The sequence below is a fragment of the Xanthomonas sp. CFBP 8445 genome, from assembly GCF_025666235.1.
GTDB lineage: Bacteria > Pseudomonadota > Gammaproteobacteria > Xanthomonadales > Xanthomonadaceae > Xanthomonas_A > Xanthomonas_A indica.
On sequence record NZ_CP102594.1, the window covers coordinates 1,896,784 to 1,919,201 of the forward strand.

Annotated in this window: 16 protein-coding genes and 1 tRNA gene; 16 read left to right on the top strand and 1 reads right to left on the bottom strand. The window is 62.5% G+C overall.

Annotated features, from left to right (window positions below):
- Positions 1-122: 122 nt before the first annotated feature.
- The 16 genes from uvrB to NUG21_RS08085 all read left to right on the top strand — a co-directional run bounded on the left by uvrB (position 123) and on the right by NUG21_RS08085 (position 18,526).
- The gene (gene uvrB, locus NUG21_RS08010) at positions 123-2,153 is read left to right on the top strand and encodes an excinuclease ABC subunit UvrB (RefSeq protein WP_263392755.1); all 2,031 of its coding nucleotides are present in this window, start codon (positions 123-125) and stop codon (positions 2,151-2,153) included.
- Between the two features lie 98 nt (positions 2,154-2,251).
- A tRNA-Val gene (locus NUG21_RS08015) sits at positions 2,252-2,326 on the top strand.
- A gap of 159 nt (positions 2,327-2,485) precedes the next feature.
- Positions 2,486-2,743, top strand: coding sequence for a hypothetical protein (locus tag NUG21_RS08020; protein ID WP_019796050.1), 258 nt, complete (start codon positions 2,486-2,488; stop codon positions 2,741-2,743).
- Positions 2,744-2,984: 241 nt separating this feature from the next.
- Entirely contained in the window at positions 2,985-4,658 is a 1,674-nt protein-coding gene (locus NUG21_RS08025; protein WP_263392756.1) for a type IV secretory system conjugative DNA transfer family protein, read from the top strand.
- A 400-nt stretch (positions 4,659-5,058) separates the two neighbouring features.
- The gene (locus NUG21_RS08030) at positions 5,059-5,481 is read left to right on the top strand and encodes a hypothetical protein (RefSeq protein WP_019796048.1); all 423 of its coding nucleotides are present in this window, start codon (positions 5,059-5,061) and stop codon (positions 5,479-5,481) included.
- A gap of 61 nt (positions 5,482-5,542) precedes the next feature.
- On the top strand, positions 5,543-6,553 hold the full coding sequence (locus NUG21_RS08035; protein ID WP_019796047.1) for a VirB8/TrbF family protein: 1,011 nt from the start codon (positions 5,543-5,545) through the stop codon (positions 6,551-6,553).
- Positions 6,550-7,311, top strand: coding sequence for a TrbG/VirB9 family P-type conjugative transfer protein (locus tag NUG21_RS08040; RefSeq protein ID WP_019796046.1), 762 nt, complete (start codon positions 6,550-6,552; stop codon positions 7,309-7,311). The genes NUG21_RS08035 and NUG21_RS08040 overlap by 4 nt, the downstream gene beginning before the upstream one ends.
- Complete coding sequence (locus NUG21_RS08045) at positions 7,308-8,489, top strand: TraB/TrbI/VirB10 family type IV secretion system protein (protein WP_160945924.1); 1,182 nt, start codon at positions 7,308-7,310, stop codon at positions 8,487-8,489. Before NUG21_RS08040 ends, NUG21_RS08045 begins: the two co-directional genes overlap by 4 nt.
- A 19-nt stretch (positions 8,490-8,508) precedes the next feature.
- Positions 8,509-9,552, top strand: a complete 1,044-nt coding sequence (virB11, locus tag NUG21_RS08050) for a P-type DNA transfer ATPase VirB11 (RefSeq protein WP_160945925.1) — start codon at positions 8,509-8,511, stop codon at positions 9,550-9,552.
- Positions 9,553-9,698: 146 nt separating this feature from the next.
- A complete protein-coding gene (locus NUG21_RS08055) occupies positions 9,699-10,571 on the top strand; it encodes a lytic transglycosylase domain-containing protein (RefSeq protein WP_317852477.1) in 873 nt (290 codons plus the stop codon).
- Between the two features lie 74 nt (positions 10,572-10,645).
- The gene (locus NUG21_RS08060; RefSeq protein ID WP_160945926.1) at positions 10,646-11,041 is read left to right on the top strand and encodes a TrbC/VirB2 family protein; all 396 of its coding nucleotides are present in this window, start codon (positions 10,646-10,648) and stop codon (positions 11,039-11,041) included.
- Positions 11,034-11,345 carry a VirB3 family type IV secretion system protein gene (locus NUG21_RS08065; RefSeq protein WP_081613218.1) on the top strand — a complete coding sequence of 104 codons (312 nt, stop codon included), beginning with the start codon at positions 11,034-11,036 and terminating at the stop codon, positions 11,343-11,345. Before NUG21_RS08060 ends, NUG21_RS08065 begins: the two co-directional genes overlap by 8 nt.
- A 165-nt stretch (positions 11,346-11,510) precedes the next feature.
- A complete protein-coding gene (locus tag NUG21_RS08070) occupies positions 11,511-13,982 on the top strand; it encodes a VirB4 family type IV secretion/conjugal transfer ATPase (protein WP_160945927.1) in 2,472 nt (823 codons plus the stop codon).
- 120 nt (positions 13,983-14,102) lie between these two features.
- Positions 14,103-14,831, top strand: coding sequence for a hypothetical protein (locus tag NUG21_RS08075; protein WP_019797768.1), 729 nt, complete (start codon positions 14,103-14,105; stop codon positions 14,829-14,831).
- A gap of 78 nt (positions 14,832-14,909) precedes the next feature.
- Positions 14,910-16,001, top strand: coding sequence for a TrbL/VirB6 family protein (locus NUG21_RS08080; protein WP_019797769.1), 1,092 nt, complete (start codon positions 14,910-14,912; stop codon positions 15,999-16,001).
- A gap of 914 nt (positions 16,002-16,915) precedes the next feature.
- Positions 16,916-18,526, top strand: a complete 1,611-nt coding sequence (locus NUG21_RS08085) for an alpha-amylase family glycosyl hydrolase (protein ID WP_019797770.1) — start codon at positions 16,916-16,918, stop codon at positions 18,524-18,526.
- A 1,001-nt stretch (positions 18,527-19,527) separates the two neighbouring features.
- Here the strand turns inward: NUG21_RS08085 and NUG21_RS08090 are convergent.
- Positions 19,528-22,278 (bottom strand): TonB-dependent receptor, encoded by a 2,751-nt coding sequence (locus tag NUG21_RS08090; protein ID WP_263392757.1) that lies wholly within the window; start codon positions 22,276-22,278, stop codon positions 19,528-19,530.
- Positions 22,279-22,418: the final 140 nt, after the last annotated feature.

Below are 22,418 nucleotides of genomic sequence, written 5' to 3' on the forward strand. Positions count from 1 at the left end.
GCCAGTCTCGCGGCGGGGCGGCAGGGCTTGAATGAGGGGGTTGTGCGTTCCCATGTAGGAAATCTCCCCGGCGCGGGGTCGGCCGACATTGTCGGCCTCGCTCTTCACCTTGAGGCTTGTGCATGTCCGACCGTTTCCAACTCGTATCGCCGTATTCGCCGGCCGGCGACCAGCCGCAGGCGATCGAGAAGCTGGTGGCCGGCTTCGAGGCCGGACTGGCCAAGCAGACCCTGCTCGGCGTGACCGGGTCGGGCAAGACCTACACCATCGCCAACGTGGTCCAGGCGATCCAGAAGCCGACCCTGGTGATGGCGCCGAACAAGACCCTGGCGGCCCAGCTGTACGGCGAGTTCAAGGCGTTCTTCCCCAACAACGCGGTCGAGTACTTCGTCAGCTACTACGACTACTACCAGCCCGAGGCCTATGTGCCGTCCTCGGACACCTTCATCGAGAAGGACAGTTCCATCAACGAGCACATCGAGCAGATGCGCCTGGCCGCGACCAAGACCCTCCTGTCGCGGCGCGACGCGCTGGTGGTGGCCACGGTCTCGGCCATCTATGGCCTCGGCGCCCCGGAGGACTACCTGTCGCTGCGGCTGATCCTGTCGATCGGCGAGCACGTGGAGCAGCGCCAGCTGATCCGCCACCTGACCGATCTGCAGTACACCCGCAACGAGTATGAGCTGCACCGCGGCAGCTTCCGCGTGCGCGGCGAGGTCATCGATGTGTTCCCGGCCGAATCCGACAGCGAAGCCCTGCGCATCGAACTGTTCGACGGCGACGTGGAGCAGCTGACCCTGTTCGATCCGCTGACCGGCGAGACCCTGCGCAAGCTGCAGCGCTACACCATCTACCCCAAGACCCACTACGCCACCACCCGCGAGCGCACCCTCAGCGCGGTGGACACGATCAAGCTGGAACTGAAGGACCGGCTCGAGCAGCTGTATGCGCAGAACAAGCTGGTCGAGGCGCAGCGGCTGGCGCAGCGCACCCAGTTCGACCTGGAGATGATGGCCGAAGTCGGCTTCTGCAACGGCATCGAGAACTACTCGCGGCATCTCACCGGCAAGGCGCCGGGCGAGCCGCCGCCGACCCTGTTCGACTACCTGCCGCCGGACGCCCTGCTGGTGGTGGACGAGTCGCACGTCACCGTGCCGCAGATCGGCGCGATGTACAAAGGCGACCGTTCGCGCAAGGAGACCCTGGTGGAGTTCGGCTTCCGCTTGCCGTCGGCGCTGGACAACCGGCCGCTGCGCTTCGAGGAATGGGAGGCGCGCTCGCCGCGCAGCATCTACGTGTCGGCCACGCCGGGCCCCTACGAGTTGCGCGAGTCCGCCGGAGAGATCACCGAACTGGTGGTGCGCCCGACCGGCCTGATCGACCCGGAAGTGGAGATCCGCCCGGTGGCCACCCAGGTCGACGACCTGCTGTCGGAGATCAACCTGCGCGTGGCCGATGGCGACCGCGTCCTGGTCACCACGCTGACCAAGCGCATGGCCGAGAACCTCACCGAGTACCTGGGCGAGCACGGGGTGAAGGTGCGCTACCTGCACTCGGACATCGATACGGTCGAGCGCGTGGAGATCATCCGCGACCTGCGCCTGGGCAAGTTCGACGTGCTGGTCGGCATCAACCTGCTGCGCGAGGGCCTGGACATGCCCGAGGTCTCGCTGGTCGCGATCCTGGACGCCGACAAGGAGGGCTTCCTGCGCTCCACCGGCTCGCTGATCCAGACCATCGGCCGCGCCGCGCGCAACCTGCGCGGCAAGGCCATCCTGTATGCGGACAAGATGACGCGTTCGATGCAGGCCGCGATCGACGAGACCGGGCGCCGCCGCGAGAAGCAGGTGGAATACAACCTGGCGCACGGGATCACCCCGAAGTCGGTGGCGCGCCCGATCGTGGATATCCTGGAAGGCGCGCGCGACGACGTGACCGAGGCCAAGTCCGGCAAGGGCAAAGGCAAGGGCAAGGCGCGCCGGGTGGCGGAAGAGCCGGCCGATTACCGGGCGCTGGCGCCGGCGGAGATCGCCGCGCGGCTCAAGGCCCTGGAGCAGGAGATGTACCAGCACGCGCGCGATCTGGAGTTCGAGGACGCGGCACGGGTGCGCGACCAGATCAAGAAGCTGCGCGATGCCAGCCTGGTCGGCTAGGCAGGCCGCCGCGGCGGCCGATAACGCGGTGGGTATTGTTCTTGTCTGTCAGGTGGGCTAAGATTCGCGCCCCTGCAGCGGTGTGCCGCGGCAGAGAAGGGCGGTTAGCTCAGCGGTAGAGCACTACCTTGACATGGTAGGGGTCACAGGTTCGAACCCTGTACCGCCCACCACGACGCGAAGAGGCGTGCGTGGAAACGACGAAGCCGGCGGAAGCCGGCTTTTTTGTGTCTGCGCTGCGGCTGCCGACGGCGCCCCGCAGGATGTCGCTGGCCGCGCGGCCACGCTTGCTTTAGCATCCGAGCGGACGATCAGGCGAGGAGGCCAGGCGCATGGTGGAATACCATCATACGGTGCAAGTCAAAGGACGCTACCAGCTCGTGGCGTTGACCCGGGAGCCGGAATACAGCCCGGCCAACGTCGTGGGCTATACGGTCACCACCGACGGCGGTGCGCGCGTTGATCCGCACGACATGTCCTGGGACGAGGCACGGGTCTTCCTGGATACCCTGGTCGAGCGCGATCGGGACGCGGTCAGCGCGGAAAAGAAGCCGTCGCGGCACAAGCCGAGCACGCGGCAGCGCCGCTAGAACGCGCCATGTGGGTCGAGGGGGCTGCGAGCCCACCTGGACGGCGAGCGAGGCGGATCGGCACCACGGGCTTCGCCATCGGGTCATGGCCCTAGGGCTGAGCCGCGGCCTGCCGTGCGCCGTCTTCGGCCGCCACGGCTGCAGGCACTCCATCTCGTCGCGCGGACCGCCGACGCGGCCCGTCGCAAAGCGCGGAACTCGCTCTAGAATATTCGCCAGGATGGATCAGGGAGGATAGGGCTTGTCGAATCGTAAACTCGTTGCGGCGGCGCTCGTCGTCGTGCTCACGGCCGTCTGCGGCTACTTCCTGTCCGGCTACCTGGTCCTGCTGCTGCTGAAGCTGGACACGCGCATGTTCGGGCTGGGCACCTACTACCAGTACGTGCACGCCATCGGCTTGCCGGAAGTGGCCCCCTACGTCGGCAAGATCAAGTGGGCCGGCTACCTCGGCTTCGGCTTGCCCGGCCTCGTGGCGCTGCTGATCCTGGTGCTGATGTTCAAGCCGGCCAAGCGCAGCCTGCATGGCGACGCGCGCTTCGCCGGCGCGGCCGACCTGTCCAGGCACGGGCTGTTCAAGACCAGCGGCGACGGCATCGTGGTCGGCAAGTTCCGCGGCAAGCTGGTGCGCCTCAGCGGCCAGCAGTTCGTGATCCTGGCGGCTCCGACCCGCTCGGGCAAGGGCGTCGGCGTGGTCATTCCGAACCTGCTCGAATACCAGGAATCGGTGGTGGTCCTGGACATCAAGCAGGAGAACTTCGATCTGACCAGCGGCTGGCGCGCCAGCCAGGGCCAGGAGGTGTTCCTGTTCAATCCCTTCGCCGAGGACCGCCGCACGCATCGCTGGAATCCGCTCAGCTACGTCTCCGACGACCCGGCGTTCCGCGTCTCGGACCTGATGAGCATCGCCGCCATGCTGTACCCGGACGGTTCCGACGACCAGAAGTTCTGGGTCAGCCAGGCGCGCAACGCGTTCATGGCGTTCTCGCTGTACCTGTTCGAGAACTGGGACGACGAGCGCAACATCGGCTTCCCCGGCGGTCTCGGCACGCCGACGCTGGGCGCGATCTACCGCCTGTCTTCCGGCGACGGCACCGATCTGAAGAAGTACCTGAAGTCGCTGTCGGAGCGGCGCTTCCTCAGCGGCAACGCCAAGTCGGCATTCTCCAACCTGCTGTCGCAGGCGGACGAGACCTTCGCCTCGATCATGGGCACGCTCAAGGAGCCGCTCAACGCCTGGATCAACCCGGTGCTGGACGCGGCCACCAGCGACAACGATTTCCTGCTGACCGACCTGCGCAAGAAGAAGATGACCATCTACATCGGCATCCAGCCCAACAAGCTGGCCGAGAGCCGCCTGATCATCAACCTGTTCTTCAGCCAGATCATCAACCTCAACACCAAGGAGCTGCCCAAGAGCAATCCGGCATTGAAGTACCAGTGTCTGCTGTTGATGGACGAGTTCACCGCGATCGGCAAGGTCGACATCATCGCCTCGGCAGTGTCATATATGGCCGGCTACAATGTTCGTCTTCTGCCGATCATCCAGAGCATGGCGCAGCTCGATGCCACCTATGGCAAGGACATCTCGCGGACCATCATCACGAATCATGCACTGCAGATTCTCTACGCTCCGCGCGAGCAGCAGGATGCCAACGATTACTCCGAGATGCTCGGCTACACCACCTTCCGCAAGAAGAACGTCACGCGTGGCAAGGATGTGACCCGGAGCGTGTCGGAGGAGAAGCGAGCGCTGATGCTGCCGCAAGAGTTGAAGGCGATGGGGAACGATCAGGAAGTGTTCTTGTACGAGGGCATTCCGCATCCGGTGAAGTGCGACAAGATCAAGTACTACAAGGATCGCCACTTCACCGCGCGGCTGCGTCCGAAAGTCGACATTCCGACGCTGTCGGTCTAAAAATGTGACGAAAAACACCTATTTTTTGGGCTTATTTATCAATTGAACGTTTTTTTGCCAAATGCTTGACGTGGACTGGCCCCTGCGGCACATTCTCGCGAGCATGGCGGTGCGTTGGTAACAAAACAGGAACAGGGGCGTGGGTCGAACAGGCGCACGTAAGGGGTGACATGGAAGGTTTGCTGTCAAATTCCGTTTTCTTCGGCGCTGAGCGCGCGGCTTCGGACGTTTTCCGTCGCCTGCCGCGGATCCGCGCCTGCGCCGTTCCCGGTGCCTTTCTTCTCGCGACGCGCGTGTCGCGTCGTGGCGTCGAACTTCGCCATCCAGCAGTGGGCCGCCTGCGCGCCGCCCGCTCTCAATACGTTTCCGCAATTCAGAGGCTCGCGTGAAAAGAACGCATATGTTTCGGCTGATCGCTACGTTGAGTGCCGTCGCGCTGTTGAGCGCCTGCGCAACCAGGCCGGCGCCCGACTTCCGTGGCAAGTGGAAGCCGGTCAATCGTTTCTCCGAGTCGACCATGGAGATCCCGCTGTACTCGTCGTACGTGTACCAGGCGATCCCGATGGACGGCACGCTGAAGACGATGCTCGAGCGCTGGGCAAAGGACTCGAACATGCAGTTGTCCTACGGCATCCAGTCCGACTACACGCTGTACGCTCCGGTCGCCAAGATCAACACCACCAGCATCCAGCAGGCGGTCGCCGAACTGAGCGTGGTCTATGCGCAGGAGGGGCTGAGCGTGACCGCCGCGGGCAATCGCATCCTGGTGCAGCCTTCGTCGTCGGTGAGTGGTGCGCCGGCGGCCAGCAGCAGCGCGAAGTGACGTCACCGTCGGCGTGCACGCTGTACGCCGGCAGCCACATTACGAAACCTGGTGAAGTCTGATGTTCGGTAAAAAGCCGGTCGAAAGCGAAAACGTCAACAAAGCGGTAGCGAAGGCGGTCAATTACGAAATCAGCATTGCTGATCTGGCGCGCCGCAGCGAGCGCCGTGCGTGGTGGGTCGCGTTCGGCGCCATCATCATGTGCCTGCTGCTCGGCGGCGGGTATTACTACATGCTGCCGTTGAAGGAGAAAGTGCCGTATCTGGTGATGGCGGATGCGTACACCGGCAATTCCACGATCTCGGTGCTGCGCAACAGCGGCGATGTGCAGAGTGTCACCAACAGCGAAGCCTTGGCCAGGAGCAATGTGGCGCGCTTCATCACGGCGCGTGAGTCCTACGACTCGGAGATGATGGGGCTCAACGACTGGAATACGGTGTTCTCGATGGCGCCGCGCAATACCTCGGTAGGGGCCGAGTATTTCAATCTGCACGCGCCCAACAATCCGTCGGCGCCGTACTACACCTACGGCAAGGCACGCTCGATTCGGGTCAAGATCCTGAGCATCTCGCTGCTCGGTGGCGGCGGCAAGCCCTATAACGGTGCCAACGTACGCTTCCAGCGCAGCATCTACGACAAGAAGACCGGGCAGTCCACGCTGCTCGACAACAAGTTCGCCATCATGGGCTTCCGTTACAACAGCAACCTGGCCATGGAAGACGAACTGCGGGTGCAGAATCCGCTCGGGTTCCAGGTGACCGATTACCGCGTCGACAACGACTACTCGGCCATGCCGGTTCCGCCGTCGTCCGCCGTGCAGACGCCTGCCGTTGGCGCGGTTCAGCAGCCGGCAGGCGCGCAGATGCCGGGAGTTGCAGGACAAGTGCCGATGCAGCAGATGCAGGGCCAGCCGATGGCGCCGGGCGCTGGCGGCACGATGCCGGTTCCGCAGCAGGCGCCGATGGCCAACCCGGGCGGCGCCCCGGTCTATCCAGGAGCGCAGCCCGCTACTGCGCCTCCTGCACCCAACGTTGCACCTCAGCACAATGGTAATGGAGCGAACGTTCGATGAGTTTCCTGACGAAAACCGGTGCGGCGCATACCGCGTTGCTGGCTCTGGGCCTGTTCGCGCCGATCGCGTCGGCCCAGGTGGTCCAGCAGTACGAGTACGAGCCTGACAAGATCTATCAGGTGCGTACCGGCCTGGGCATCACCACCCAGATCGAACTGAGCCCGAACGAGAAGATCCTCGATTACAGCACCGGTTTCACCAGTGGCTGGGAACTCAGCCGTCGCGAGAACGTCTTCTATCTGAAGCCGAAGAACGTCGACGTCGACACCAACATGATGATCCGCACCGCCACGCATTCCTACATCCTGGAATTGAAGGTGGTGGCCACGGATTGGCAGCGGCTGGAGCAGGCCAAGCAGGCCGGCGTCCAGTACAAGGTGACCTTCACCTATCCGAAGGACACCAGCTTTGCCGCCGCGAGCGATGAGGTGAAGGATCAGTCGCAGCTCGACACGCGCCTGACCAAGGATCGTCATTACTACTTCGACTACGACTATTCCACGCGCTCCAAGCAAATGTGGATCGTGCCGAGCAGCGTCTACGACGATGGCAAGTTCACCTATATCAAAATGGATCTGACGCGTTTCCCGACAGGCAATTTCCCGGCCGTGTTCGGCCGCGAGAAGGAAAGCGATGAGGATTTCCTGGTCAACACCACAGTCGAGGGCAACACCCTGATTGTCCACGGGACCTATCCCTTCCTGGTCATCCGCCACGGCAAGAATGTTGTCGGCTTGCGTAGGAACAAGCAAAAGTGAACTCGAATCTACCTCCGTCTGACGAAAACTACGGCCGCGATAACGGTCAGCCGCGCAATCCGAATGCGGACGATGCGCAGCGCGAGAATCCCTATTTCGCGCGCCAGCAGCAGACTGCCGATCCGGATCTGGACGCCAATGAGCCGGTGCTGCGTTCCAGCGACCTGAAGAAGCTCAATCGCAAGGCGCTGGTGTTCCTGGCCGGTATCGCCGCGCTGCTGATCCTGGCGATCTTCTGGCTGGTGAGCGGCAGCAGCACGCCCGAGCCCGCGCCGAAGCCGCGTCAGGAAGCGGTGGTCGCGCCTGCGTTGCCGCAGACCGCGGCGCCGCCGCCGGTGCAGCCGGCCGAACCGGTGCCGCTGGCCGAGCAGCCGAGCCTGCCGCCGTTGCCGCCGATGCCGACCGATCCCGATGCGCAGCTGCAGTCGGCGCCGCGGCAGGAGCGTGGGCCGTCCTTGTTGGAGCGGCGCATGGCTGGCCTGCAGCAGGACGCCGGTGGCGGCCAGGGCTTTGGCGGCATGCTGCCGGGGCAGGAGCAGGGCGGTGCACCGCAGCAGCAGGATCAGGAGACCTCGGCCAAGCCGATCGCCAACCCGGACGGTCTGCTGGTGCGTGGTACCTACATCCGCTGCGTGCTGGAAACCCGGATCATCACCGATTTCCCGGGCTTCACCTCCTGCATCATCACCGAGCCGGTCTACTCCATCAACGGCCGCCGCCTGCTGCTGCCCAAGGGATCGAAGATCCTCGGCCAGTACGGTTCCGCGGAGCCGACCGGCCCGCGCATGCAGGTGGTCTGGGATCGCATCACCACCCCGACCGGCATCGATGTGACCCTGGTCGGTCCTGGTGTCGACAACCTCGGCAGCGCCGGCCATCCGGGCCAGTACAACGCGCACTGGGCGAGCCGGATCTCGTCCGCGCTGATGATCAGCATGCTCAGCGATGCCTTCAAGTGGGCGGCGGCCGAGCACGGCCCGAAGACCACGACCACCGGCCTCAACTCCGGCATCGTCACCGAGCAGCCGTTCGAGAGCAACACGGCGCAGTCCATCCAGCGTCTGGCCGACCAGGCACTGGATCGCCGGCGTCCTGCCACCGTGACCATCAACCAGGGCACCATCGTGAACGTCTACGTGGCCAAGGACGTCGACTTCACGGCCGTGCTGCCGCGTTGACCGAGAACGAGACAGCGACGTGACGTTCGACGACTCCCCGACCGCGCAGATCTCCACGGATTTCCTGGATTACCAGTACTCGGTGCTGGGCATCCTGGAATACCTGAACTCGCCGGAAGTGACGGAAATCTGCATCAACCGTCCTGGCGAGTTGTACCTGGAGACCCTGCGCGGCTGGCAGCGGATGGACATTCCGTCGCTGACCTTCGACCGCGCGCGACAGTTCTGCACGGCGGTGGTCAACGAGAGCAATACCGGCCAGCGCATCACCGATGCCGATCCGGTGGTGTCGCTGACCTTTCCCACCGGGCAGCGCGCGCAGTTCGTGATCCCGCCGGCGTGCGACGCCGGCAAGGTGTCGATCACCATCCGACTGCCGTCCAAGCACACCAAGACACTGGAGCAGTACAAGGAAGACGGTTTCTTCCAGGAGATCCTGGAAGTGCAGTCGGGACTCAGCGAGCAGGACCGCGAACTGCTCGAGCTGCGGCGGCAGCGCGATTACGCTGAATTCTTCAAGAAGGCGGTGCTGTTCAAGAAGAACATCGTCGTCGCCGGCGCCACCGGTAGCGGCAAGACCACCTTCATGAAGTCGCTGGTGAATCACATCCCGCACGAAGAGCGGCTGGTGACGATCGAGGATGCACGCGAACTCTTCATCAGTCAGCCCAATTCCGTGCATTTGCTCTATTCGAAAGGTGGACAAAGCACGAGCAACGTCACCGCGAAAAGTTGCATGGAAGCCTGCCTGCGCATGAAGCCCGACCGCATCATCCTGGCCGAGCTGCGCGGCGACGAATCGTTCTACTTCATTCGCAACTGCGCCTCCGGTCATCCGGGTTCCATCACCAGTTGCCATGCTGGCAGCATCGGGCAGACCTGGGACCAACTGGCGCTGATGGTCAAGGCCTCGGCCGAAGGCTCGGGCCTGGAGTTCGCGGTCATCAAGCGCTTGCTGATGATGACCATCGACATCGTTGTCCATATCAAATCGCACGCGGGCCGGCGCTATATCACCGGTATCGATTTCGATCCGGAGCGCACGCATTCGGGTGGAGGGTGAATATGTTCATTGAAGTGATAAGGCGAAAATCCGCCGATTGACTTTGAATTTTTCTTCCAACACGATTGATTTGCGACATCTGCGGCGTTCTGGGCGGTTGCCACGATGCCGATGCATAAAGGAGTAACCACGGCATGTTGCCAGGCATGGAACTACTGAGCTGTCCCGAAATGGCGGTTCCGGCTGAAGTCATGCAGCACGTTGTGCGCGTTGAGTCGTCGCACAATCCGTTCGCGATCGGGGTGGTCGGTGGGCGCCTGGTGCGCCAGCCGCAGAACCTGTCCGAGGCCGTCGCCACGGCGCGGATGCTGGAGGAGAAGGGCTACAATTTTTCCCTCGGCCTGGGGCAGGTCAATCGCTACAACCTCATCAAGTACGGTCTGGATACCTACGAAAAGGCGTTCAAGACCTGTCCGAATCTGCAGGCCGCGTCCAAGATCCTGGCCGAGTGCTACAGCCGTTCCGGTGGCAACTGGGGCAAGTCGTTCAGTTGCTACTACTCCGGCAACTTCGAGACCGGGTATCGGCACGGCTACGTGCAGAAGGTCTATGCGTCGATCAATCAGGGCAGGGCGCTTGCCGTGTCCACCGCGGGTGCGATTCCGGTGATCCCGGCGGGCGGCGTGCGGCGCATGGTCACCGATTCGGCGAAGGTCGCGGCGATGCGCGAAGTCGATTCGATCGTGTCGCGGCGTATCGACTCGGCGGCCGATCGACTTGCCAACGGGCTCGCTGCGCAAGGCCAGATGCCGGTGCGTCCCCAGGCTGCCGTTGCGGCGCCGGCGCCGCAGACAGCTGGCGCAGTGGCGGCCGCGGCGGCACAGCCGACAGCGGCAGACGCTGATCTCTATGTGATACGACCTACAGGCGCCGGCAAAGGAGTGGCGGTTCCTGCAGGTGGCGGAGCGCCCCCAGCTCCGCACGTTGCCGCACACGCGCCGCAGGCCGTGGCGGGAGCGGCCGTTCCTGGCACAAGTACGCCGCCGCCGACGTCTGGCGACGGGGCCTTCGTATTCTAGCCAGATGCAGTAGCGCTGCCATGCAAGTGGCTTTTTGATCACCCCCCTGTTTTCCAGTCAAGGAGATACTCACGATGTTCAAGAACAATCAGTTGAAGTCGAACGCCAAGGTCGTCGGTAAGGCGGCGCTGCAGGCGGCGTTGTTCACCGTGGCCCTGCTCGCGTCCAGCTTCGCGATGGCACAGGACTATGCCGGTGCCGACCAGAAGGTGTGCGGCTTCCTCGGCAAGACCAACAACATCCTGAACATGGCCTCGGTCGTCGTGGTGACCATTGCGGTCGTCTTCGCCGGCTACCAGATCGCGTTCGCACACAAGCGCGTTGCCGAAGTGGCGCCGGTGCTGCTGGGTGGCGTGCTGATCGGCGCGGCGGGTCAGCTGGCCAAGATGCTGATCGGCGACACCGGTCAGGCCGAGTGCAAGGCCACCGCGGCGGCTCAGATGATCCAGCACGTCCTGCACTATGCATAAGAACGTACTTTTCCGGGGCTGCACCCGACCGGCGATGTTTTTCGGGGTGCCGTACATCCCGTTCTTCATCGGCGCGGGGGGCGGCTTCCTGATGGGTATCTATTTCAATATGTGGCTGCTGGCGCTCATTCCGGTCATCGTCTTCGTCATGCAGCAGATGACCAAGCGGGACGAGATGATCTTCCGCATGCTCGGATTGCGCTGGATGATGAGGATGCGCGTGCGCAACCTGCAGCGTTATTCCGGCATGTGGGTGTTCTCGCCGAATGAGTACAGGAAAGAGGTGCCGGGCGCCAAGCGCTAGCTTGGAACCGGGCACCGGGTCTCGGCCCCATGCACGACGCTGATGTCGTGCATGGGGTTGTTCGGTTTTTCGTGTCGGCGCGTTGCAGCTACGAGCGCGTCGGCGGTTCCCGGTGCATGCGCGCCGGGCCTTGGCAAGACGAAACGGATTCTGAGTTATTCCCTTATGTTCATCCCGGATACTTCGATCAGCGAGTTCATCTCCATCTCCACGCACGTGGCGCCGTCCGTGCTGAAGACGACGGGAGGAGATTTCATGCTGGTCTGGCACTTGGGCGGGCTTCCGTTCGTGGGCCGCGAAGAGTGGGAGATCGAACACCGGCACAACACCTTCAATCGCATGCTGCAGACGCTGCGCGCCCCCGATTTCGCCAACGTGGCGTTCTGGGTGCACGACGTGCGCCGCCGCCGCCGCATCAAGACCTCCGGCAAGTTCAAGCAGGCGTTCAACCAGGATCTGTCGGACCAGTACTACGGCACCTTGTCCTCGCAGAAGATCATGCAGAACGAGCTGTACATGACCATGATCTATCGCCCCGTGGTGACGGGTAAGCGTCTCATGGACAAGTCGTCTAGCATTCCGCAGCTGCAGTCCGAGCAGGATCAGGCGATCGCCAAGGTGCTCGAGCTCGCCGGCAACGTCGAAGCCGTGCTGAAGGACTATTCGCCCTACCGGTTGAGCATGTACGAAGCCAGCAATGGCGTGGTGTTCTCCGAGGCGCTGGAGTTCTTCGGCTATCTGATCAACCGCATCGACGAGCCCGTGCCTGTGCTGCAGGCGCCGGTGCCCGCCTATCTGCCGGTCAGCAAGCACATGTTCGCCAACAAGACCGGCGACTTCGTGATCAAGACGCCCGAGGGCATCAATCACTTCGGTGCCATTCTGAACATCAAGGAATACACCGACGGAACCTATCCCGGCATTCTCAATGGCTTGAAGTATCTCGACTTCGAGTACGTGGTGACGCACTCCTTCAGCCCGATGGGCCGGCACGATGCGCTGAAGGTGCTCGACCGCACCAAGGGCATGATGGTGTCCTCCGGCGACAAGGCGGTGAGCCAGATCCACGAGCTGGACCTGGCGATGGACCAGCTGTCGTCGGGCAATTTCGTGCTGGGCGAGTACCACTTCACCATCGCCGTCTACGCCGATACCCAGGAAAAGCTCGCGCAGCAGGTGGCCACCACGCGGGCGGAGCTGTCCAATGCCGGTTTCGTCTCGACCAAGGAGGATCTGGCGGTCGCGTCCTCCTTCTATGCCCAGTTGCCAGGCAACTGGCGCTACCGCACGCGGATCGCCAGTGTCAGCTCGCTGAACTTCCTTGGCCTGTCGCCGCTGCACAACTTCGCCCAGGGCAAGCGCGAGAACAATCCGTGGGGCGAGTGCGTCACCACCTTGCAGACCACCAACGGCCAGCCGTACTACTTCAATTTCCACGCTACGCATCCGGCGGAGAACTCGCTGGGCGAAAAGGCGATCGCCAACACCATGGTGATCGGCAAGTCGGGTACCGGTAAGACCGCGCTGATCAATTTCCTGCTCAGCCAGGTGCAGAAGTTCGATCCGATCCCGACCATCTTCTTCTTCGACAAGGACCGAGGCGCCGAGATCTTCGTGCGTGCCTGTGGCGGCAACTACCTGGCGCTGGAGAACGGCAAGCCCACCGGCTTCAACCCGTTCCAGTGCGAGCGCACCGAAGCGAACGTGCAGTTCCTGGCCGACCTCATCAAGGTGCTGGCCGGCAAAGTCGAGTACACCTCGCGCGAGGAGGAGGACATCTTCCGCGGCGTGGAAGGCATGCTGGATACGCCGATGCATCTGCGCAGCATGACCAATTTCCGCAAGAGCCTGCCCAACATGGGCGACGACGGCCTGTATGCGCGCATGCGCAAGTGGACCGCCGGCAACTCGCATGGCTGGGTGTTCGACAATCCGGTCGATACGATCGACCTGGAAAAGGCCAGCATCATCGGCTTCGACTACACCGACGTCATCGACAACCCGGAAGTGCGCGTTCCGGTCATCAACTACCTGCTGCACCGGCTGGAGGCCCTGATCGACGGCCGGCCGCTGATCTACGTGATGGACGAGTTCTGGAAGATCCTCGACGGCAAGGGTGGCCTGAAGGAGTTCGCCAAGAACAAGCAGAAGACCATCCGAAAGCAGAACGGCCTGGGCATCTTCGCCACCCAGAGCCCGGAAGATGCGCTCGCCAGCGACATCTCCGCGGCGCTGGTCGAACAGACCGCGACCATGATCCTGCTGCCCAATCCCAACGCCAGCAAGGAAGACTACATGGACGGCCTCAAGCTCACCGAGGCCGAGTACCAAGTCGTGGTCAGCCTGGACGAGCGCTCGCGCTGCTTCCTGGTCAAGCAAGGCCACGGGTCGTCGGTGTGCCAGCTCAATCTGCGCGGCATGGACGATGCGCTGTCGGTGATCTCCGCGTCGACCGACAACATCGAGATCATGCACGAGGTGCTGGAGCGCAAGGCCAAGGAGCATGGCGTCGCGCCGGACGATCTGACGCCCGAACAGTGGTTGAGCGAGTTCTATGCACGGCGCAAGGGTTCCGGAAAATCGGGCCCGGCGAGGTCGGTGTCTTCGGATAATCGGGGGGCGGCGGCGGTCAGCTGACTGCCTCGCCCAAGTCACGCATGGCGATGTTTCTACAAGATCTGTGTTGAGGTGTTTATGGACAAGACGATGAAATCCTCCAATCGCGTTCGCAACGCTGTCGCTGCAGTTGTTCTTTGCATGCTGCTGCCCGCCACTGCGTTTGCTCAGTGGAAGGTGATCGATAAAGATCAGATCAGAGAGAATGAAAGAAATACGAAGACCTTGGACGAGAAGCTCAACAAGATCCGCGGTGACAACGAGATCGGTAAGGCGGAGAAGCAAAGGTCCAGTGGCGAAGAGGTTGAAAAGCCCAAGGAGAAGCTGGTCAAGGTCGACGACAATTACGGCGTCTCTGATTGCGCGGCCAAGACTTCGGGGACGCCCGTCTCGCAGGAGCAGCAGCAGACCTGTGAATTGATCCAGCGCACGCGCAATTCGCAGTTCAACTACATGGTGGCGATGTACGACATCACCGAGAAGCGATTGCAGCGCCTGCGCGATTTGGAAGACCAGCGCTCAAAAATCGCCTCGAACCAGATCGGCTTGCTGGAAGACAACACCAACAAGCTGATCGCGCTACGCGCGCTGATGGACATCGATCGCCAGCAGACCGAGGCGGCGATGTTCGCCTACGAAAAGCGCCTGTCGTATCTGACGCAGGTGCAATCCGCCGGCGCCTGGGCTGCGATGAACGGCAAGAAGGCGCCTTCGGCCACGACGACGGGCGGCGGCGGTTTGTTCGAAGGGTTCTCGGGGTTGGGCGATTTCGCGAGCAAGTTGGTCGGTGGCGCAGTGATGGGCGGAGCCTTGCAACTCGCCAAGACAAAGCGGCCCGATGGCCTCAAGCAATTGAGTATCGAAGATTAACCACGCTGCCCGATTCATAGAACGGAATCGATCAGCAAAAAGCAGCTCAGCGATGAGCGTCGGCGTTACGGAGCGGTCATGGGATTTCTCGATAGTTTCAGCAACTACGCGTTTTTTACGCTCATCAACAACTTTCTGCGCGATGAGATCGACTATTTCCAATGGTCGCTGCTGATCCGCATGTCATGGTGGGTCACCGTGACGGCGATGAGCGCGTTGACGCTGTGGATCCTGTTGAAGGGCTATCGAGTCGCAACCGGGCAGTCGCGCGAATCAGCCATGGAACTGGTGGTGACCTCGCTACGCGCCGCGTTGATCATCGGCGTGGCGATGAGCATGGTGTCCGCTGCCAGGCCGGGCGCGACAGCAGGTGATGCGGCGATGGACGGGCTCTACTGGAGGCTGACCGACGGGCTCAGCAGTGCGATCGTGAAGACCGTGACTGGCAGCTCCGAGAGTCCCTATGCCGCGATCGATAAGAATCTCGCGCTGATGCAGGTGGCCATGACCAGCATCGACCAGATCAATACCGCTGGCGACGCCGAGCGTGAAAAGGAGAAGGATCGCGCGCGCCTCTTCACGGGTCTAGGCATGGCCGGGCCTGGCGTTGTGGGTGGATCGCTGTTGCTGCTGAACAAGCTGGCCATGGCGCTGTTCATCGGCTTTGGGCCCTTGTTCATCCTGTGCCTGCTATTTGATGTCACCAAGTCCCTGTTCCAGAAGTGGCTGATGTACGGGATCGGGACGGTCTTCTCGCTGGCGGTCCTGAGCTTCACCGTTGGTCTCGCAACGAAGGTGATTGCGGCAGTAGGTGCTGGCTTCCTCGCCACCTGGGCTGCGTCGAACGGGACGGGCGAAGGCGTCAGCAGTATGGCGTTGCAACAAGGAGGAATCGGCTTGGTGTTGAGCACGCTGATCATTACGGCACCGCCGATGGCGGCTGCATTCTTCCAGGGTACGCTGGGTCAGTTCTCGCCGTATTCGGGCTTGGGACAGGTTGGTAGGGATCCGGCTTCCGGGCGGCCTTATACGCCCCAGGCGCCTGCAACCAATAGTAACGTAAGTACTAACGCGACAACTTCTACAGTGAATACAATGAATAGAGGCGCTGAACCTGCAACTCAGGTGGCACAGCCTGGTAGTCGCGGTGCTTACGATAATAGAGTGTGAGGACTTTTATGAGGCTCTTTTCTGCTGTTTTCTTATTTCTCCTGGCGTTATCTGGGAGCTGCTTTGCCCAGACTCGATGTCCAGGTGGGGTTCAAGCAGGTAGTGCCCAATGTCTTCCTGATGAGGATTCTGCTCCAGCTCGTCCCACCGGTGAATGGATTAAAACCTGGGGTGCGATAGTGATGTCTGACGCAGGTCAGGAAGGATGGAGTTCTGTTGGGAAGTTTAGTAAAGATGATGCTGTCCAAGACGCTTTGGATAAATGTCATGCGGTGGGAGTGAGTGATTGCTCTGTCAAAATGACATATTTTAACCAGTGTGTCGCTATAGCGAATCCAGCTGAGGGCGTCGGAAGTAGTATCATTGCGGCGAAAGATGAAAAGGAAGCTGGTGAGCTGGCATCCGAGGCGTGTAGTAAGAGAGTTGGATCTAAATGTTTTGTTAAATTCACTGAGTGCACGAAACCTTTCTTTAAGAAGTATTGAATTTTATCTTGCACCGCAGAGTGGCCATGTGTGGCGGTAGAAGCGCCTGCTGAACGTTTTACAGGCCGAGGATCGGCTGTCGTAAGTAGTCAAGGGTTACGACTGATGCTCCCGGGTGGCGCATAATTTCGGTACTGAATTTTCAATAATTGGAGTCGATTTGCTCAGGCTCTATTCCAGTGAGTGTGCTGAATGCATATAAAATTTTCTGATGAGTGATGGGTGGTTTTATAATTTCAAGCGCTGTTGGATTTCTTGGTTGGATTTTAGTATGAGGGTCGGTGCAAGGTTTTAGCGTCATTTTTCTAGTGCTCTCCTTGTGCTGAATACGTATGCAGGCATGACTCACATTCCTGCATCAACGCTACTCTAACGCAGCGTTTCGCGTGCCTGTCGCACGCGTGATCTCTGCCCGAAGGGGGGCGTTGCATGTCTCAGGCTCCATGGTGGCGCGGTGCCGTCATCTATCAGATCTATCCGCGTAGTTTCCTCGACGCCAACGGCGACGGTATCGGCGACCTGCCGGGCATCGTGCGCAAGCTGGACTACATCGCGGCATTGGGCGTCGATGCGATCTGGATCTCGCCGTTCTTCAAGTCGCCGATGGCCGATTTCGGCTACGACATCGCCGATTACCGCGAGGTCGATCCGCTGTTCGGCACCATGGCCGACTTCGATGCGCTGCTGGCCAAGGCGCATGCGCTGGGCCTGAAGGTGATGATCGACCAGGTGCTCAGCCATACCTCGGTGGAGCACGACTGGTTCAAGGAGAGCCGGCAGAGCCGGGACAATCCGAAGGCCGATTGGTACGTGTGGGCCGATGCACGCGAGGATGGCACGCCGCCCAACAACTGGCTGTCGATCTTCGGCGGTGTGGCGTGGCAGTGGGAGCCGCGCCGCGGGCAGTACTACCTGCATAACTTCCTGGCCTCGCAGCCGGATCTGAACTTCCACAATCCGCAGGTGCAGCAGGCGACGCTGGACAACGTGGAGTTCTGGCTGGCGCGCGGCGTGGACGGCTTCCGGCTGGATGCGATCAATTTCTGCTTCCACGATCCGCAGTTGCGCGACAACCCGCCCAAGCCACCGGAAAAGCGCGTCGGTCGCGGCTTCAGCCCGGACAATCCGTATGCGTTCCAGTACCACTACTACAACAACACGCAGGCGGAGAATCTTCCGTTCCTGCAGAAGCTGCGCAGCTTGCTCGACCGCTATCCGGGGACGGTGAGCCTCGGCGAGATCTCGTCGGAAGATTCGTTGGCGACCACGGCCGAATACACGCGCGCCGGTCATCTGCACATGGGCTACAGCTTCGAACTGCTGACCGACGATTTCAGCGCTGCCTACATCCGCGAGACGGTCTCGCGCCTGGAAGCGGCGATGACCGAAGGCTGGCCGTGCTGGGCGATTTCCAATCACGACGTGCAACGCGCGGTGACGCGCTGGGGGCAGGGCGCCGAGACACCCGCCTTCGCGCGCCTGCTGATCGCGATGCTGTGCTCGCTACGAGGCTCGGTCTGCCTCTACCAGGGCGAAGAACTGGGCCTGGGCGAGGCCGAGGTACCGTTCGAGGCCTTGCAGGATCCCTATGGCATCGCGTTCTGGCCGAACTTCAAGGGCCGTGATGGATGCCGGACGCCGCTGCCTTGGGACGCCGGCGAGCAGGCCGGCTTCAGCAGCGGTACGCCCTGGCTGCCGATTGCACCGGCGCACCGCGTGCAATCGGTGGCGGCGCAGGAGGCCGACCCGCAGTCGGTCCTGCATGCGATCCGCCGGTTCCTGGCCTGGCGCAAGCGCCATCCGGCGCTGCGCGAGGGCGAGATCGTGTTCCACGAGACGGCCGAGCCCGTGCTGATGTTCGAGCGTCGCCACGCCGAGCAAAACTTGCTGCTGGCGTTCAATCTGTCCGCCGAGGCCGTCGACGTGGCGGCGCCGGAAGGAGCATGGAAAGCGCTGGAAGTGCCGGGCGTGGAGCCTGGCGTGGTCAGCGAGCGTCTGCGTTTGCCTGGGTATTCGATGGTGTGCCTGCAGGGCGCTTGAGTGCGGTCCAGGTGATCGCCTTCGACGGCAGTGCCGCATCGCTGCTGAGCGGATGCGGCGCCGCAAGATGTTATTTGGCAAGAGACAATCCGGCGTGCATCGCGTCGGATAGGGCTTCGTGCGTGCCGAGGCAGCCTTGGCGCTTGATTGAACAAGACACTGATCTATCCGGAGTTCCAGTGCGCAGCGGCATGTTGCGGTTGCCGGACCATCTTCGCTGTTCGTGCGCCCGCTAATCAATTCGCGCATTTTCACCGGACAACAAAGCCGTCCTGGCACCAAGCTCAGCTCAGAGACTTATCCTGCTGGTCCACGCGATAGATCGCTGTATCCCTCGGCGCTGCCGGTGCCGGTGCCGGTGCCGGCTACGCGGCCACAAAATCCGCCGTCATCGCTGTGTTGGTGGAAATCGCGGCAAGGCCACAACGCCTGTGCGACGGCCTTTGTGATCTGAAGCGCCGCTTTTTCCTGCGGCGCCATCCGTTCTCGATCTCGTGATCTGCCCGCTGAGACCCGGCGTTGACGATGTTGGTGCTGACCTCGATCAGCTGCCGCAGCACCGAGTCGGCCCATATGCATCGTCTACGGTGTGGTCAGGCCGGTCGGTTCGGAATTCAGAATTGAATGTCCAGGCCTGGTGCTTTCTCGCACGCAGGACGGCTGGGCTCTGCGCTCCTGAAATACAACCTCTCCAGCGACGTGGGTCACCCGCACTCTCGCGGCTTTCCGTTGGGAACCTCGCAATGAGGCGAGATCTCCATCAATTACCGCACGATCACCTTGCATGGATCTTCTCGCAGGCGAAAGGCAGGAGTGCGCCTCCAAGCCGCTCCTCTTGATCCGATCGGCAAAACAGACCTGCCGCCGCTGCGCGGTCCCCATTTCATCGCTTGCCGCCGGCACCCTGGCGCCCCGTACTCGACACCACCACACGCGGCCGCCCAACGAAAAACGCCCGCCGGGTGCGCCGGCGGGCGTCGGTTGCAGCCGCTACGCGGGCCTCAGAACTTGTAGTTCACGCCCAGCATGTAGGTGCGTCCCCATTCGACGTATTCCAGCGGGCGGTCCTTGGTGCCGGCGTACGTGCGGTAGGGCGAGTTGGTCAGGTTGCTCGCCTGCAGCAGCAGGCTCAACCCGGCCAGGGTGCTGCCGTCGGCGAAGGTGTAGCTGACCTGTGCATCGGTGACGTTTTCGCCGACCACGTAGCGCAGCGTGCGGTTGCCGTTGAAGTTGCCAATCTCGCCGATGAAGTCCGAACGCCGCCGCTGGCTGACCCGGGCCTCGAAGCCATTGCGCTCGTAGTAAGCCGTGAAGTTGTACACGTGCTTGGACAGGCCGGGCAGGCTGATCGGATCCGAGCCGACGCTGGAGGCACTTTCCGGATCGAGGATCTTGATGTCGCTGTCGTTGAAGGTCGCGCTGGCCTGCACGCCGAAGCCGCGCAGGCTGTCGGTGAACATGTCCAGCGGCAGCGAGGCGGTCAGCTCCAGGCCACGCAGGGTGCCGCCCTTGCCGTTCTGTGGCGAGGAGAAGGTGCCGGTGGTCTGCACCGGTACGCTCATGCCCGGCGGGCGCACATAGCTGGCGAGCAGGGCGGAAAAGTCGTAGTCGTCGCGCGACTGCGTATAGATGTAGCTCTTCAGGTCCTTGTAGAACACCGCGGCCGCCACGTAGGCCTTCTCGCCGAAGTATTTTTCGTACGACAGGTCCAGCGCGTTGGCGCGCCACGGGTCGAGCAGCGGATTGCCGCCGCTGCCGCCGGGCTTGCCGGTGGAGGTGTCGACGCCGAAGTCCAGGCCGGCGCGCATCTGGTCCACGCGCGGCCGCGCCACCTGTTTGGCCGCGGCGAAGCGCAGGGTCTGCTGGTGCGGGAACAGGAAGGCCAGGTTGAGGCTCGGCAACCAGTCGTTGTAGGTCTTGCCCGCGTCGATCGGCAGCACGTTCTGGCCGGCCGGGCGGGACTGGTCGAAGTAGCTGGACTGCGAGCTCTGGTCCGCATGCTGCAGTTGCACGCCGATGTTGCCGCGCACCCCGACCTCGCCGATGTCGGTATTGATGTTGGCGCGGACCCAGGCCGTGGTGATCTTCTCCTGCACGGTCCACGATTTCGGGATCAGGTAGTCCAGGTTGGTGACCGGATTGAAGGTCATGTAGCGCGCGACCGCCGCCGGCACGTTCCAGGCAGGGATCGTGCCGATGCCGGCGAAGCCCAGGTTGACCGGGTCGTACTGCAGGTCGCTGGCGATGCTGGTGTCGCCCTGCGCGCCGAGCAGGATGTTGCCCTCGGCCTGGGTCTTCTGCTTGCGCCGGTCGGCGTAGTTCACGCCCACGTCGATGTCCGAGAACCAGGTCAGCGCCTGCGGCGCCGGCAGGGTCGCCGCCAGGCGACCACCCTTCAGGCGGTCCTCGACTTCCGGCACCTTGCCGTAGCCGGAGCCGTAGATGGTGTTGGTCAGGAACAGGTCGTTCGGGTTGGAGTAGTCGCGGCCGGGCGTGATCTGCGAGAAGCCGTTGGGCTTGACCACCAGACCGACCGTGTCCAGCTGCGGCATCGGCACCAGCTGCAGGTTGTTCTCCAGGTTCAGTTCCTTGCGGGTCGCCTTGGAGTAGTTCAGGTCGGCCATCAGGCGCACGCTGCCAAGGTTGAACTCGTTGTTCCAGCCGAACGCGTCGATCTTGTCCTTGCGCTTGTTGTACATGCCTCGCACCAGCGGATACACGCCGCTGGCGGTACCACCTGTGAAGCTGCCGCTGGCGTCGACCTGCGGATTGGTGATCAGCAGGCCGGGCGTGTAGCCGCCGTTGAAGTTGCTGAGATTGACCTCGAACTGGTTGGCGGTATCGATCTGCTCGGCTTCGGTATGGAACGCGTCCAAGGTGCTGGTCCAGCTGCTGGACGGACGGAACTGCACGGTCGCCATCAGGCCGTCGCGCTTGTTGTTGCCGGTGCGGCGCAGCGCCTTGATGCCATCGGAGAAGTAGGTGCCCGGGGCGACGCCGGGACGGCTGCCGTTGTCGGTGTTCTGCGTGCTCCACGGCTCATACAGGCCGACCTGGTTCTCCTGGATCGGCATGTCGCTGTGGGCATAGCCGATCGAGAAGCCCAGGGTGTTGTCCAGGAACTGGTCGATGTAGCTGGCGCTGAAGCGGTTGCCGAAGGCGTCGACATCGGCGGCCTTGCCGAGCGAGCTCTTCTGCAGGCGGCCGCTGATCGCGATCACCCGGTCCGGGAAGCTCAGCGGGCGCACGGTCTGCATGTCGATGGTGCCGGACAGGCCCTGGCCGACCAGGCCGGCATCGGGCGTCTTGTACACGGTCACGCCGTTGACCAGCTCCGAGGGGTACTGGTCGAACTCGACGCTGCGGTTGTCGCCGGTGCTGACCACTTCGCGGCCGTTGAGCAGGGTGGTGGCGAAGTCGGGCGACAGGCCGCGCACGCTGATCACCTGGGCGCGGCCGGCGACGCGCTGCGCGGCCAGGCCGGGCAGGCGGCCGAGCGATTCGGCAATGCTCACGTCCGGCAGCTTGCCGATGTCCTCGGCCGAGATCGCCTCGACGATGGACGTCGAGTCCTGCTTGATCGCGATGGCGTTCTCGATGCCGCGGCGAATGCCGGTCACCTGGACCTTGTCCAGTTCGGTGACCGGATTGGCGGACGTGGTGGCGGTGGTATCGGACTGTGCAGCCGCCAGCATCGGCGTCATCGCGACGGCCAGCGCCAGCGTCAGCGCGTTGCGCTTGTGGTTCAACATTTTCCCCTCCCAGGCAATGTTGTCTTGCGAATGTCTGAACCGGCGAGGCGGCCGGATGTGCGTGTCGCGCAGCCGCAGGGCGGTGTCGCGATTGCGCTGTATGGTAGACACGCGGCTTGGTTGCGAACGCCCGCTGCATA